Annotated in this window: 14 protein-coding genes; 5 read left to right on the forward strand and 9 right to left on the reverse strand. The window is 65.5% G+C overall.

Annotated features, from left to right (window positions below):
* Positions 1-4: 4 nt before the first annotated feature.
* The 9 genes from JKV55_RS12985 to JKV55_RS13025 form a co-directional block, all read right to left on the reverse strand.
* Positions 5-724 carry a DUF1365 domain-containing protein gene (locus tag JKV55_RS12985; RefSeq protein ID WP_202086102.1) on the reverse strand — a complete coding sequence of 240 codons (720 nt, stop codon included), beginning with the start codon at positions 722-724 and terminating at the stop codon, positions 5-7.
* The gene (locus JKV55_RS12990) at positions 721-1968 is read right to left on the reverse strand and encodes an NAD(P)/FAD-dependent oxidoreductase (RefSeq protein ID WP_202086113.1); all 1248 of its coding nucleotides are present in this window, start codon (positions 1966-1968) and stop codon (positions 721-723) included. The genes JKV55_RS12985 and JKV55_RS12990 overlap by 4 nt, the downstream gene beginning before the upstream one ends.
* The gene (locus JKV55_RS12995; protein ID WP_202086118.1) at positions 1965-2693 is read right to left on the reverse strand and encodes an SDR family NAD(P)-dependent oxidoreductase; all 729 of its coding nucleotides are present in this window, start codon (positions 2691-2693) and stop codon (positions 1965-1967) included. The genes JKV55_RS12990 and JKV55_RS12995 overlap by 4 nt, the downstream gene beginning before the upstream one ends.
* Complete coding sequence (locus tag JKV55_RS13000; protein ID WP_202086120.1) at positions 2690-3112, reverse strand: nuclear transport factor 2 family protein; 423 nt, start codon at positions 3110-3112, stop codon at positions 2690-2692. The genes JKV55_RS12995 and JKV55_RS13000 overlap by 4 nt, the downstream gene beginning before the upstream one ends.
* Positions 3109-4518: a deoxyribodipyrimidine photo-lyase gene (gene phrB, locus JKV55_RS13005; RefSeq protein WP_202086907.1), complete on the reverse strand. Its 1410-nt coding sequence runs from the start codon at positions 4516-4518 to the stop codon at positions 3109-3111. The genes JKV55_RS13000 and phrB overlap by 4 nt, the downstream gene beginning before the upstream one ends.
* Positions 4490-5335 (reverse strand): MerR family transcriptional regulator, encoded by an 846-nt coding sequence (locus tag JKV55_RS13010; RefSeq protein ID WP_202086123.1) that lies wholly within the window; start codon positions 5333-5335, stop codon positions 4490-4492. The genes phrB and JKV55_RS13010 overlap by 29 nt, the downstream gene beginning before the upstream one ends.
* Entirely contained in the window at positions 5325-6278 is a 954-nt protein-coding gene (locus tag JKV55_RS13015) for a YbgA family protein (protein WP_202086124.1), read from the reverse strand. The genes JKV55_RS13010 and JKV55_RS13015 overlap by 11 nt, the downstream gene beginning before the upstream one ends.
* A 149-nt stretch (positions 6279-6427) precedes the next feature.
* Complete coding sequence (locus tag JKV55_RS13020) at positions 6428-6706, reverse strand: YeaC family protein (RefSeq protein ID WP_202086126.1); 279 nt, start codon at positions 6704-6706, stop codon at positions 6428-6430.
* A 100-nt stretch (positions 6707-6806) separates the two neighbouring features.
* Positions 6807-8237 carry a glyceraldehyde-3-phosphate dehydrogenase gene (locus JKV55_RS13025; RefSeq protein WP_202086128.1) on the reverse strand — a complete coding sequence of 477 codons (1431 nt, stop codon included), beginning with the start codon at positions 8235-8237 and terminating at the stop codon, positions 6807-6809.
* Positions 8238-8426: 189 nt separating this feature from the next.
* On the opposite strand from JKV55_RS13025, the gene JKV55_RS13030 reads away from it, so the two are divergent.
* The 5 genes from JKV55_RS13030 (at position 8427) to JKV55_RS13050 (ending at position 13304) form a co-directional block, all read left to right on the forward strand.
* Positions 8427-9176 (forward strand): DUF2989 domain-containing protein, encoded by a 750-nt coding sequence (locus JKV55_RS13030; protein ID WP_237332843.1) that lies wholly within the window; start codon positions 8427-8429, stop codon positions 9174-9176.
* 261 nt (positions 9177-9437) lie between these two features.
* A complete protein-coding gene (gene gapA / locus JKV55_RS13035) occupies positions 9438-10433 on the forward strand; it encodes a glyceraldehyde-3-phosphate dehydrogenase (protein WP_202086130.1) in 996 nt (331 codons plus the stop codon).
* A 75-nt stretch (positions 10434-10508) separates the two neighbouring features.
* Positions 10509-11366 carry an aldose epimerase family protein gene (locus JKV55_RS13040; RefSeq protein ID WP_202086131.1) on the forward strand — a complete coding sequence of 286 codons (858 nt, stop codon included), beginning with the start codon at positions 10509-10511 and terminating at the stop codon, positions 11364-11366.
* Positions 11347-12003: a response regulator gene (locus JKV55_RS13045; protein WP_202086132.1), complete on the forward strand. Its 657-nt coding sequence runs from the start codon at positions 11347-11349 to the stop codon at positions 12001-12003. Before JKV55_RS13040 ends, JKV55_RS13045 begins: the two co-directional genes overlap by 20 nt.
* Positions 12000-13304, forward strand: a complete 1305-nt coding sequence (locus JKV55_RS13050) for an ATP-binding protein (RefSeq protein WP_202086137.1) — start codon at positions 12000-12002, stop codon at positions 13302-13304. Before JKV55_RS13045 ends, JKV55_RS13050 begins: the two co-directional genes overlap by 4 nt.
* Positions 13305-13331: the final 27 nt, after the last annotated feature.

Consider the following 13331-nt stretch of genomic DNA (forward strand, 5'->3'; position numbering starts at 1 on the left):
TCCTTCAGGGATGGGGATGATAGGGAACGCGCTTCACCAGCAGACGCAGCGCCTGCCAGTAAATGCCGCGCACTATGGTCAGCGTCACCATCGGCCATTGCCGCAGTGCCGCCTTCAGGGCCGCGCCATCGAAAGGGTGCCGGCGCAGGGCCAGGGTGGCATCGAACAACAGGGCCGGGTCCCGGTTCTCGATATGGATCAATACCCGCCGGCCGGGCGGCTGGATGCACCAGTGGTACTGCATCGCCAGGCCCATAAAGGGCGAGACGTGAAACACCTTGTCGGAAGGCGCGGGCCGGGCCAGATCCACCAGGTAGCAATGGCGTTCCCGCCAGGGGGTGTTGCGCACCTCCGCCAGCAGGTAGCGGGCCTGCCCGCCCCGATAACAGAAGAAGAAGTTGACCGGGCTGAAATACAGCCCGAAGCAGCGTACCTGGCCAAGCATCACCACCCGATCGAGCCCGAGGGTATCGCCGCCCAGGCCGGCCACTTCCATCAGCACCGCCTCTTTCAGCGGCACGGCCGGATCGCCCAGGTAGTCCCGGCGGCGAAAGCTCAGGGGGGCGAAGCGCTCGCAGCCGAACAGCCGGCTCTCCCGGTCGAGCCGTTCCAGCTCGTCCAGATCCAGCGCCAGCATGTACAGGCCGTAACTGAAACCGTGCTCGCTGGGGCGGTAGCGACGGTGGCGCACCAGGCCCTGGTAGATGGCGCTGTGCAGGCTCATAACGCCTCCCCGAAGCGGGCGCAGACGTCCAGCGCGCTGCGCACCCCGTCTTCATGGAAGCCGTTGTACCAGTAGGCGCCGCAAAAATGGGTGCGGTCGCGGCCGCAGATCTCGCCGCGTCGTCCCTGGGCGCGGATGGCCTCCCGGTGGTAGACCGGGTGAGCGTAGGTAAAGCGGCGCAGGATACGGGCGGGATCGATGTCCCGGCTGCGGTTAAGGGTGACGCACAGGGTTTCGGCCGCCTGCAGCCCCTGCAGTATGTTCATGTTGTAGGTCACCGAGGGCAGCGCCTCCTCGCCGCCGTCCAGCCAGTAGTTCCAGCTGGCCCAGGCCCGCGGCTCCCGGGGCAGCAGCCGGCTGTCGGTGTGCAGCACCACCTCGTTGTCCCGGTAGGGCAGGCCGCCCAGCACCTGCCGTTCGGCCTCGCTGGCGTCGCTCAGCAGCCCCAGGGCCTGATCCGCATGGCAGGCGAGGATCACCTGGTCGAATGTTTCCTCCCCGGCCCGGCTGTGGATGCGCACCCCGTCCGCCTGCCGCCGGATGCCCAGCACCGGGCTGCTGAGGCGGATGTCACCGAGCGAGGCGGTCAGTGCCGGAATGTAACTGCGCGAGCCGCCCTCGATCACATACCACTGGGGCCGGTCCACCAGATTGAGCAGGCCGTGGTGGTTGAAAAAACGCAGGAAAAAGACCAGGGGGAAATCCCGGCTGTCGGCCAGGGAAGACGACCAGATGGCCGCCACCATGGGCAGGATATAGTGGCCGGCGAAGAAGTCGGAGAAGCCATGCCGTTGCAGGAAATCGCCCAGGCTGTGCTCGTCGTCCAGGGTGCCGGCCTTCAGCGCCCGCTTGCACAGCAGGTTGAAGCGCACTATCTCGGCCAGGAAGCCATGGAAGCGCGGGCTGAACAGGTTGCGGCGCTGGGCGAACAGGGTGTTCAGGCTATGGCCGTTGTACTCCAGCCCGGTGCTGGCCTGGTGCACGCTGAAACTCATCTCGGTGGGCCTGGCCCGCACCCCGGTCTGCGCCAGCAGTTGCCGGAAGCGGGGGTAGGTTCTGTCGTTGAACACGATAAAGCCGGTATCCACCGCATGCCGGCGACCGCCCAGCTCCACGTCCACGGTGGCGGTGTGGCCGCCCAGATAGTCGTTGGCCTCGAACAGGGTGATCTCATGGCGCCGGCCCAACAGCCAGGCGCAGGTCAGGCCGGAAATGCCGCTGCCGATGATGGCCATCTTGCTCATGTCGTGCTCCTCGGGGTTCGGCGTGCCAGCCGCAGCCAGAGTCCGCGCGGCAACCAGGACAGCAGGCGCAGGGCCTGCACAAAGAAAAAGGGAAAACCGATCTCGGCCCGTCCCCGGGCCAGGCCGCGACGGATGGCGCGGCTCGCCTGCCCCACCTCGATGCGTCCGGGCATGGGAAAGTCATTCTTGCGGGTCAGGGGGGTGTCGACGAAGCCGGGGCGGATCAGGCTCACCCCTATCTGGTGGCGAGCCAGATCCAGGGCCAGGCTGCGGGCCAGGTAATCCAGCCCCGCCTTGGAGGCGCCGTAGGCCTCGGCCCGGGTCAGGGGCAGCCAGGTGACCGAGGAACTCATCAGGGCCAGCCTGCCGCCCGGCTTGATCCGTGCCAGCAAGGGCGCCAGGCAGTTGGCGGTGCCGATGAGGTTGGTGCGGATCACCCGCTCGAACAGGGCGGCATCGAAATGCAGGGCATCGTCGATGTACTCGCAGCCGCCGGCGTTGAGGATGACCAGATCCAGTTCGGCCAGGGCGGACAGCACCCGCGCCGCCTGCTCCCGGTTTTCCATGTCGAACAGGCACAGCTCGGCCTCGACGCCTTCCAGGGCCTGCTCCAGCCGGCTCCTGTCCCGGCCACAGGCCAGCACCCGCCAGCCGTCGGCGGCATAGTCCCGGGCCAGTTGCAGGCCGATGCCGGAGCCGGCCCCGGTGATAAGTACGCGTTTCATGAGGCAAGTCTCCGCTTGAGGGCGCGGATCAGCGCGCCCAGCACCGGCAGCTGCTCGTAGAGCAGGGCGCCGAGATCGAAATAGTCCCTGTGGTAATGCACCCGCTCGCCGAAGCGCAGGTGGCTGACCCCGGGCACCTGCACGGCCCGGCCGCCGTTCAGCCGGGGGTGACTGAAGACCATCTGCCAGCGCACGAAGGCCTCGCCCTGCTGCTCCATCACCTGTTCGATGTCGAACCGGCATTGGCCGACATGGGTAAAGAGTCCGGCGAAATAATCGACCAGGGCCTCCAGGCCGTGGAGATCGTGGGCCGGATCGCAAAAATGCACCTCCTCGGCGTAGACCTGGCGCAGGCCCGCCAGCCCGTCCGGGCCGAGCCGCCGATAGAGCTCGCAGAAAGCGGACAGGGCCGGGCTCATGGCGCCTCCCGGTCTTTGAGGGCGTCGAACATGGCGATGGCCCGCAGCCGGGCCCGGCCGTGATCCACCACCGGCGGCGGATAGCCATGGCCGGGGTGGTGCCGCGCCAGCCAGTCATGGGGCGCGTGGATGGCGGCGGCGGGCACCCCGGCCAGCTCCGGCACCCAGCGGCGGATAAAGTCGCCGTCCGGGTCGAAACGCTCGCCCTGGGTGGTGGGGTTGAACACCCGGAAATAGGGGGCGGCATCGGCGCCGGTGCCCGCCGCCCACTGCCAGCCGCCGTTGTTGGCGGCCAGCTCGCCGTCGATCAGCCGGGACATGAACCAGGCCTCGCCCCAGCGCCAGTCGATGTGCAGATCTTTGGTAAGGAAGCTCGCCACTATCATGCGCAGCCGGTTGTGCATCCAGCCGGTGTCGTGCAGGCAGCGCATGGCGGCGTCCACTATGGGGTAGCCGGTTTGCCCCCGGCACCAGAGCCCGAACCGCTGTTCGTCGTTGTCCCACCGCAGGGCCTCGGTTTCCGGCTTGAAGGCCCGATGCATGGACAGGGCGGGAAAGACCACCAGCAGATGCCGGTAGAACTCGCGCCAGATCAGCTCGTTCAGCCAGCTGAAGCCCCACTCGCCCCGGCTCAGGGGCAGGAAACCCAGCTCCGCCTCGATGGCAGCCAGGCACTGGTTGGGGGACAGCACCCCCAAGGCCAGGTAAGGCGACAGGCTGCTGGTGGCCGCCAGGGCCGGGTAGTCGCGCCGCTCGCCATAATGGCGCAACTGCTCGCGGCAAAAGGCGGTGAGCCGGCGGGAAGCGGCCGCCTCCCCCGCCAGCCAGGCCTCGCTGGCAACGAGTTCGCCCTCCAACTGGATGGCGGCCGGGGGCAATGCGTCCCCCTGGCGAGGCGGCGCCGGCAGCAGCCGGTAGCCGCTGCCGCGCAACCGCCCCAGCCAAGCCTTGGCGAAGGGGGTAAAGACCCGGTACATGTCGCCGCCCCGGGTGGTCAGGCTGCCGTGGCTGACCACGCAGTCGCCGTTGAACACCCGGCAGGGGATGGCCAGGGCCTGCTGTACCGCCTGGTCGCGCCGGCGCTCGTTGATGCCGATTTCCCGGTTGGCGTAGAGGGCATCGATGCCCCGGGCGGCGGTCCACTCGGCCAACAGCGCCGGTACCTGGTCGAAGCGGTCGGTGCGCAGCAGGGTAAAGGGAATGCCGAGCGCCGCCAGCCCCTCGGCCAGATGCTGCAGGTTGCGGCGCAGAAAGTCCCGCTGGATGGGAGCGTTGCCATGCCGGCGCCACTGCTCCGGGCAGTCCACATAGACCGCCTCCACCCGGGCGCCGTCCGCCGTCGCCTCGTACAGGGCCGGGTTGTCGGCCAGCCGCAGATCAGTTCTGAACCAGACCAAATGCCGCATCATGCTTCCTCACAATGTCACTCAGGCTCGCGGCATAGGGCCGCGCCAGCCAGCCCTGTTGCCGGTAAAGCTCCCCCAGCTCGCCCACGAAAAAACACGCCTCGGGCAGGTGCGCCTGGGCCTCCCGGAACCAGCCCTGGGTCAGACCGGCCCCCAGCAGCACCACCAGCACCGGGCTCTTCAGCCGCTCCATGGCCAGGGGCAGGGCCTGGGCATCGAGCACGCCCAGATCCAGGCTGCGGCATTCCAGCCCCTGCAGCTCGAACTGGGCCAGGGCGGCGTGCAGCTCCCCCACCTGCCCGGCCCGGGCCAGGGCGATGCGCGGCCCGGTCTTGATGGTCAGCAACTGGTAGCAAAGCCGCAGCAGCAGGGCGCGGGCGCTCTGCTCGATAAGGCCGGCGTCCGGGCGCGCCTGGCCGGCCAGGGTCTGCAACCAGGGCTCTATCACCCGGCGCAGCAGCAGCTCCGCCGGATAGAGGCTGGTCAGCTCGACCAGCTCGGCCTCCAGCCGGCCCAGGTTGAGTTCCTGGGCGGCGGCCAGCAGCCGGGCCTGGGCCTGCTCCCAGTTGGAGCCTTCCGCCACCGGCGCCGGGCTGGCCAGCAGCCCCTTGACCTGGCCGATGCTGACGCCCTGCTCCAGCCAGTGCAGGATCTGGCGGATCAGGGCGATGTCGTCCTCGGAATAGAGCCGGTGGCCCTTGTCGGTGCGCGCCGGCTTGAGCAGGCCGTAACGGCGTTGCCAGGCGCGCAGGGTAACGGGGTTGATGCCGGTGAGGCGGGACACCTCCCGGATCGGATACTTGGGTTCAGATGCCATAGCGCAGCCGCAATGCCTCCGGATGGGGGTTGAGGTAGACCTGCTGGCGCAGGTAGTCGTTGGGATGTTCTTCCAGGTAGTGGCGCAGCAGGGTGATGGGCGCCAGCAGGGGCAGCTCACCCTCCCGGTACTGATGGATGGTGCGGGCCAGCGCCTGGCGCTGGCGGGAGCTGAGCTGGCGCTTGAAATAGCCCTGCAGGTGCTGCAGCACGTTGGTGTGCCCGCGCCGGCTGGCCCGCCGGGCCAGGGCCGTCATCATGCCGGCGATGTAGGCGTCGGCCTTCTGCCCGACCCCGCCGGACAGATCCGACAGCAACAGCCCCAAGGCCTGGTAGCTGTCGCGGTGGTGGGCCATCAGCAGGTACTTGTAGCGGCTGTGAAAGGCGATCAACCGCGACGGCGTCAGCCCCCGGTGCAGCAGGCACTGCCAGTCGTGAAAGGCGTAGATGCGGGTCACGAAGTTTTCCCGCAGCACGGGATCCTGGAGCCGGCCGTCCTCCTCCAGGGGCAGCAGGGGCAGGGCCCGCATCAGCTCGGCGGCATAGAGGCCGATGCCTTCCTTGGCGTTGCCCTTGCCGCCGTCGTGGTAGACCCGCACCCGCGCCATGCCGCAGCTGGGCGACTTGGCGCAGAGGATGTAGCCGCTCAAGCCCGAGAGCCGGGCGGCCATGTCGCGGCCATAGGCCTGCAGTCGCTCGCTCAGATCCTCCCCCCGGGCGGTCAGGGCCCGCACCTCTCCCGCCTGGTTGACCAGGCGGATGCTGGGCCTGGGCGCGCCCAGGCCGATGGCCATTTCCGGGCAGAGGGGCAGAAACTCGACGAAACGGGCCAGCTCTTCGGTGCAGAAATCGGAGCGCTTGTGGCCGCCGTCGAAACGCACCCGCTGCCCGACCAGGCAGCCGCTGACGCCGATCCGGATCACGCCGGGGTCAAACTTGTACATATGTGGCTCTCTTGTACAACCATACCTATACCATAGCGGTAGTTGTACAAGATGATCAAGATTGTACAAGAAAAATTCCGACCAGGACCGGAAACGCAAAAACCCGGGCCGGGCCCGGGTTTTTGGAAAACAGCATTAAGGCGCCAGACTCAGTTCAGCTTCTGGCGGGTGATCTCGGCCTCGTCGCGGAACTGGCGGCGCAGCTCGGATTTGCTCTTCATCACCATCTCTCCGCCCTTGCCGATGGTCATGTGCTCGGGGTTGTCGTTGTGCATCGCCTGCCAGGCCAGCACCGCCTGCATGGTGGTGTCCTTCTGCTCGGGGGTAAGCACCGAGCCATCGGGCCACTTGCCGAGCTCCACCGCCGTTTTCAGGCGTTCGTAGACCTCCTTCGGCATGGCGGCAATGGCTTGCTGAAAAGACGACATGGCATTTCTCCTCTGTTTGGCGGCCTTCACTCTACCACCCCGAATACAACAGGGGCAGCCGATGGCCACCCCTGGTTTATCGATAGCACATACCGGCGGCTTAAGCCGGCAGATCCATCAGTTCGATACCGGCCATCTTCTGCATCACCCGTACCACCTGGCAGCTGTAGCCGAACTCGTTGTCGTACCAGACGTAGAGCACGGCCCGATCGTCTTCCACTATGGTCGCCAGGGAATCGACGATGCCGGCGAAGCGGGAACCCACCATGTCGCTGGACACCAGCTCGCTGCTGGTGCTGAAGTCGATCTGGTTGTGCAGCGGCGAGTCCAAAGACACCTTGCGCAGGTAATCGTTCAGCTCCTCGGCCGAGGTCGCCTTCTCCAGGTTCAGGTTCAGCACCGCCATGGACACGTTGGGGGTCGGCACCCGGATGGCGTTGCCGGTCAGCTTGCCTTTCAGCTCGGGCAGCGCCTTGGCCACCGCCTTGGCGGCACCGGTGCTGGTCAGCACCATGTTCAGCGCCGCGCTGCGGCCACGACGATCCCCCTTGTGGTAGTTGTCGATCAGGTTCTGGTCGTTGGTGTAGGAGTGCACGGTTTCCACGTGGCCGTTCTTCACGCCGTAGGCGTCGTTCACCGCCTTCAGTACCGGGGTGATGGCGTTGGTGGTACAGGAGGCGGCGGACATGATGCGGTCTTCCGGCAAAATCATGCCGTCGTTGACCCCGAACACTATGTTCTTGATCTCGCCCTTGCCCGGCGCGGTCAGCAGCACCTTGGCGGCCCCCTTGGCCTTGAGGTGCAGGCCCAGACCAGCTTCGTCGCGCCACTTGCCGGTGTTGTCGACCACCAGGGCATCGTGGATGCCGTACTGGGTGTAGTCGATCTCTTCCGGGCTGTTGGCGTAGATCACCTGGATGTAGGTGCCATTGGCGATAATGGCATTGTTCTCTTCATCGACTTCGATGGAGCCATTGAAAGGGCCATGCACGGAGTCACGACGCAGCAGGCTGGCCCGCTTCTCCAGATCGTCGCCGGAGCCGCGCACCACGATGCCGCGCAAACGCAAACCGTTATTGCTGCCGGCCCGCTCGATCAGCAACCGCGCCAGCAGGCGACCGATACGGCCGAAGCCGTACAGCACCACGTCGGTGGGCTTGGCGTTGTGCTCGGTTTCAATGGCCGGCGCCAGCTCGCGCCGCAGGAAATCGGCCAGGCCGGATTCATCCTGGTGTTCTTTCCAGTAACGCACCGCCAGCTTGCCCAGATCGATGCTGGCCGGGGCCAGCTCCAGCTCGCTCAGCGCCTTCAGCACCGGATAGCTCTGGCTGACGGGCAGCACCTGGCCTTCGTGGCGACGCACCACACGGTGAGCCTTGAGAATGTCAATGGTAGAGGCGTTCAGCAGGGGGCGGGCATAGACGCAGGTCTCAACCCCCTGGTTGCGGTACAGTTTGCCGATCAGGGGCTGCATGGACTCTGCCAGTTCCTGGCTCTGCTGCCAGGCGGACAGGTAACTCTCGTGGGTCATCGACCAGATCCTTTTATTTCACGTAACCGTCATTAGTATCGAGGGTGGGCAAAAAAACATGCCGCACCTACTTTATTTAGCACGCCCATTTTAGTGGATAGGGGGTATGATTACCAGACCAAGGACAGGCCAGAAGAGCTTCGTATGAGGACAAAACTATCGCTAATCCTGCTTGCCAGCAGTATTTTCTTGACAGGCTGTGAGCGGGATCGCATTAAGGCAATTTGTGACAGCAACCCTCAGTTATGTGCCAATCTGCATACCGACGGCTGGTGTCGCTTCGAGCGCAGCAACCTGATCCGCGCCCGCTATCAACAGTACACCGAACCCAGTGACGCCAGTCATTATGTCCTGATGACCGCACTGGTGACCTACCGGACCTGCCTGGAACCCCTGATGGACATAGAATACACCGACCGCCAGGAACGGAAAAACGACAAGGTAGAGGCCGTAGTGCTGGTCCGGGATGAACTGGCACAACTGGAACAGCAGAGCCGTCATTCCGATTATCCCTACCTTCAACTCTGGCATTGGCAACGCCATGGGGATCGGCAGGCCCGCACCCGTTTCATGGCCCAGGCCGAGCGGCCGGAGATGCAGCAACCGGAACTGCAAAAAGCCTTGGCGGCATTGCTGGTAGTCCGGGACAAACCGGCCGCCGAGCAGGCGTTGCACCGGGCGCTCGGCCTGTACGGCAAAGGCCAGGATATCGACAGCGCTATTATCGCCGACCTGATCAATCTGTATGTCGGGGAGAGACGCTTTGAAGATGCCTGGGTCTGGACCCGGGTGATGAGCGGGTTCGCCTCCGGTAAAGGGCTCAATCCGGCGCGCATGGATGCCTATGCGCGCTTCAGTCCGGAGCAGCAGCAGCAAATGCAGCAACAAGCCGACAATATTGTCCGCCGGTTGAAGAATGGAACTTATATCCGGCAATAAAAGCGCAGATCCTCTTCTATACTGACTTCAGGGCCAAACACAGCCGATTACGGTGTTTGGCCGGATACGGCCCCCGGTCGGGAACCGTTCGATCCGGACGCTTCACCCATCCAAAAACGAAATAAAATTTCAATAAATCATGATCCAGCACAAAACCGCCGTGGTTTTGGGTTGACGGCACGGCTTTTTTTTGTAATTTTACAACCAATAGATTTTTTCATAACGTAATTTTTCACAACTTAAAAAGAGTCAGGTGAACTTATGACTATCAAAGTAGGTATCAATGGTTTCGGTCGTATCGGCCGCTTCGTGTTCCGTGCGGCTTGCGAGCGCGATGACATCGAAGTAGTGGCTATCAACGATTTGCTGGATGTGGAGTACATGGCGTACATGCTGCAGTACGACTCCACCCACGGCCGTTTCAAGGGTACCGTGGCCGTTGAAGGCGGCCAGCTTATCGTCAACGGCAAGGTCATCCGGGTCACCGCCGAGCGCGAACCCACCGCCCTGAAATGGGATGAAGCGGGCGTGGACGTGGTGGCCGAAGCCACCGGTATCTTCCTGACCGACGACACCGCCCGCAAGCACATCCAGGCCGGCGCCAAGAAAGTGGTGCTGACCGGTCCGTCCAAGGACGATACCCCCATGTTCGTGATGGGTGTGAACCACAATGCCTATGCCGGTCAGGACATCGTCTCCAACGCCTCCTGCACCACCAACTGCCTGGCGCCGCTGGCCAAGGTCATCAACGACAAGTTCGGCATCGCCGAAGGCCTGATGACCACAGTACACGCCACCACCGCCACCCAGAAAACCGTGGACGGCCCCTCCGCCAAAGACTGGCGCGGCGGCCGCGGTGCCGGCCAGAACATCATCCCCTCTTCCACCGGTGCCGCCAAGGCCGTGGGCAAGGTGATCCCCGAGCTGAACGGCAAGCTGACCGGCATGGCCTTCCGCGTCCCCACCCCGGACGTGTCCGTGGTTGACCTGACCGTGCGCCTGGAGAAAGCGGCCTCCTACGCCGACATCTGCGCCGCCGTCAAGGCCGCCGCCGAAGGCGAACTGAAAGGTATCCTGGCCTACACCGAGGACGAAGTGGTGTCCAACGACTTCATCGGCGAAGTGTGCACCTCGGTGTTCGACGCCAAGGCCGGTATCGCCCTGAACGACAACTTCGTCAAACTGGTGTCCTGGTACGACAACGAGATCGGCTACTCCAACAAGGTGCTGGACCTGATCGCCCACATCTCCAAGTAACATTCGGGGATATAACCCGTTAAGATAGAAGCGGCCTTTCGGCCGCTTTTTCGTTTTTACTGACGAGTACCGCCCATGACCCTGTCCTTGACTCCCCAGCGATCCCTCTCGCCTTGCTGCCGGTTGATGAAAAATGCCGCCGGTCTCGAGTTTATCCGTATCGAACACCCCAGGGCCCGGGCCCTGCTCAGCCTGCTGGGCGGCCAGCTGTTGCAGTACCGGCCGGCCGGCCGGCCCGAGCTGCTCTGGCTGAGCGGGCAGGCCGTGCTCGATGGCAGCAAACCCATCCGCGGCGGCATTCCCCTGTGCTGGCCCTGGTTCGGCAAGGCGTCGGACCAGGGGCCCCAGCACGGCACGGCCCGCCTGGGGCACTGGCAGCTGGAGCAGGTGGAAGAAGACGAGCACGGCGTCACCCTGGCGCTCCTGTTCCGGGATGGCGCTCTGCAACTGCGCCAGCGACTGCGGTTGGGCTCGACGCTGACCGTCGAGGCCACCACCACCAACCTGGGTGTCGAGGCGGCCAGGGTCCAGCTGGCCCTGCACAGTTATTTCGCCGTGCCCCGGGTAGCGGACTGCCGCATCGAGGGGCTGGGCCCGGACTACCGGGACAGCCTGAAAGACTGCCACGTCAGCGGTGACGACCGCTGCCGCTTCACGCCCCCCTTCGATCGCATCTATACCGCCCCCCGGAGCGACACCCTGCTGCATGCCGGCGACAGGGTGATCCGGCTGGAGCATAAGGCACACGACAGCCTGGTGCTGTGGAACCCGGGCCCGGCGCTGCCGGCCGACATGACGGACGCCGCGGGCTTCGTCTGCGTGGAAAGCGCCCGTCTGCGGGGCCCTCTGCTATTGCCGGGCCAGAGCACCAGCCTGGCGCTGCATTGCCGCTTCGAGCCCTTGGAGTCCGAGCTTGTATCTGCTGCTGGTTGAGGACGATCTGGCCCTGGGCCGTGCCCTGCTGAAATTGTTGCAGGGCCACTACCGGGTCGACTGGGTACGTACCCTGAGGGACGCCAGGACGCATTTTGCCGCCGCCGAGGTCGATCTGGTGCTGCTCGATCTGGGCCTGCCCGACGGCGACGGCCTGAGCTGGCTGCAGCAGTTGCGCAATACGGAGCAGCCGGTGCCGGTGCTGATCCTCTCCGCCCGGGACCAGCTGGACGACCGCATCCAGGGCCTGGATACCGGCGCCGACGACTACCTGGTCAAGCCTTTCGAGCCCGATGAGCTGCTGGCGCGGATCCGGGTGCTGCTGCGCCGCCGGGCCGGCCGGGCCGGTGCCGTCATCCGGGTGGGCGAACTCTGCTTTTATCCCGACCGCCGGCAGTTCCTGCTGGCGGATCAGCCCCTGGAGCTGCCGCCCAAGGAGCAACAGCTGCTCACCGTGCTGATCATGGCCGCCGGCAAGGTGGTCAGCCGGGAGCGGCTGACCCAGCAGCTCTACGGCCTCGGCAACGGTGCCGACTCCAACACCCTGGAAGTCCATATCCATGCCCTGCGCCGGCAACTGGGCAAGGAGCGGATCCAGACCCTGCGCGGCCAAGGCTATCGGCTGGTGGCGCCATGAAGGTTCGTCTGAGCCGGCTGGCCTGGCTGCTGGCCCTGTCCACCCTGCTCGCCGGCCTGCTCGGCATCGTCAGCACCTACCGGGTGGCCGAGGCCGAGTTTCGCGAGCTGATCGAGGAGGATCTGCAGCAACAGAGCCGAGTACTGGCCCACCTGCTGGCTGCCACCGACGGCAGCCTTTCTCCTGCCCGCCTGGAGCAACTGCTGCGCGACGGCTTCCGGGAAGACGACGAAGACAGCCTGCTGGTCAATGTGATCGATCTCGAGCAACGCCGGTTGGTCAGCAACCTGGGCCAGCCGCCCTGGCCGCAGCGACTCGACAGCACCGAGATCCGGCTCGAATTCGACGGTCATGCCTGGTTCGGCCACCAGCACCGGCACGGCCGACTGCTGGTGCAGCTGCTGCGCCGGGACGATCTGTACCGGGAGCTGCAGGAAGACATCCTCGAGGACATCATCACCCCGGCCCTGCTCGGCAACGGCATCAACCTGCTGCTGCTGGCCTTCTTGATCAGCCTGGTGCTCTGGCCCCTCGCCCGGCTGGTGAAGCAGCTGGAACAGCGCTCGGCCGACAGCCTGGCGCCGCTTCGGGTGCAGACTCCCCTGCGCGAGATAGCCCTGCTCGGCGACAGCCTCAACCAGTTGATCAAGGACGTGGACGAGGTGCTCGGCCGGGAGCGGCGCTTCGCCAGCGATCTGGCCCATGAACTCAGGACACCGCTGGCCACCCTCAAGCTGGAGCTCGCCGGCCCCGAGCCGGAGCTGCCGGTCGTGCGGGCGGAAATCGATCGCATCGCCCGGGTGGTGGAGCAGTTGCTGATCCTGGCCCGGCTGGATCAGGGCCGCTGGCAACATCGTTTTGTCCCCCTGCAACTCGACCGGCTGTGCCGGGAGGCGATGACCCGCTGCCGTCACCGCGCCGAGGCCGGCGGCATCGAGCTGAACGCCAACCTGACGCCGGCCCACTGCCGGGGCGAGGCCACCCTGCTCGGTATCCTGCTCGACAACCTGCTCGGCAATTGTCTGCGGCACTGCCCGGCCGGCACCGGGGTCAGCCTGTCCCTGCAGGCCGCCGTCGGCGGCTGGGTGCTGGACGTCGAGGATGATGGTCCCGGTATCCCCCCGGCGCTGCGCCAGCACATGGAAGCCGGCCACACCCGCCTCGACAGCAAGAGCGAAGGGCTGGGGCTGGGGCTGGCCATCTGCCAGCAGATAGCCCAGGCGCACGGCGCACGGCTGCGCTTTCTGGCCCGCCGCGACGGACAAAGGGGGCTGCGGGTCCGGCTGGAGCTGCCGACTTAAGGTTGGGTTAAGCTTTAGCGGCTAAGA

It is taken from the genome of Zobellella iuensis (assembly GCF_016746085.1).
Lineage (GTDB): Bacteria > Pseudomonadota > Gammaproteobacteria > Enterobacterales > Aeromonadaceae > Oceanimonas > Oceanimonas iuensis.

Bases quoted from the DNA above. Each gene is read 5' to 3' on its own strand.
- JKV55_RS12985 (WP_202086102.1), bottom strand. From the start codon at position 724: ATGAGCCTGCACAGCGCCATCTACCAGGGCCTGGTGCGCCACCGTCGC.
- JKV55_RS12990 (WP_202086113.1), bottom strand. From the start codon at position 1,968: ATGAGCAAGATGGCCATCATCGGCAGCGGCATTTCCGGCCTGACCTGC.
- JKV55_RS12995 (WP_202086118.1), bottom strand. From the start codon at position 2,693: ATGAAACGCGTACTTATCACCGGGGCCGGCTCCGGCATCGGCCTGCAA.
- JKV55_RS13000 (WP_202086120.1), bottom strand. From the start codon at position 3,112: ATGAGCCCGGCCCTGTCCGCTTTCTGCGAGCTCTATCGGCGGCTCGGC.
- phrB (WP_202086907.1), bottom strand. From the start codon at position 4,518: ATGCGGCATTTGGTCTGGTTCAGAACTGATCTGCGGCTGGCCGACAAC.
- JKV55_RS13010 (WP_202086123.1), bottom strand. From the start codon at position 5,335: ATGGCATCTGAACCCAAGTATCCGATCCGGGAGGTGTCCCGCCTCACC.
- JKV55_RS13015 (WP_202086124.1), bottom strand. From the start codon at position 6,278: ATGTACAAGTTTGACCCCGGCGTGATCCGGATCGGCGTCAGCGGCTGC.
- JKV55_RS13020 (WP_202086126.1), bottom strand. From the start codon at position 6,706: ATGTCGTCTTTTCAGCAAGCCATTGCCGCCATGCCGAAGGAGGTCTAC.
- JKV55_RS13025 (WP_202086128.1), bottom strand. From the start codon at position 8,237: ATGACCCACGAGAGTTACCTGTCCGCCTGGCAGCAGAGCCAGGAACTG.
- gapA (WP_202086130.1), top strand. From the start codon at position 9,438: ATGACTATCAAAGTAGGTATCAATGGTTTCGGTCGTATCGGCCGCTTC.
- JKV55_RS13040 (WP_202086131.1), top strand. From the start codon at position 10,509: ATGACCCTGTCCTTGACTCCCCAGCGATCCCTCTCGCCTTGCTGCCGG.
- JKV55_RS13050 (WP_202086137.1), top strand. From the start codon at position 12,000: ATGAAGGTTCGTCTGAGCCGGCTGGCCTGGCTGCTGGCCCTGTCCACC.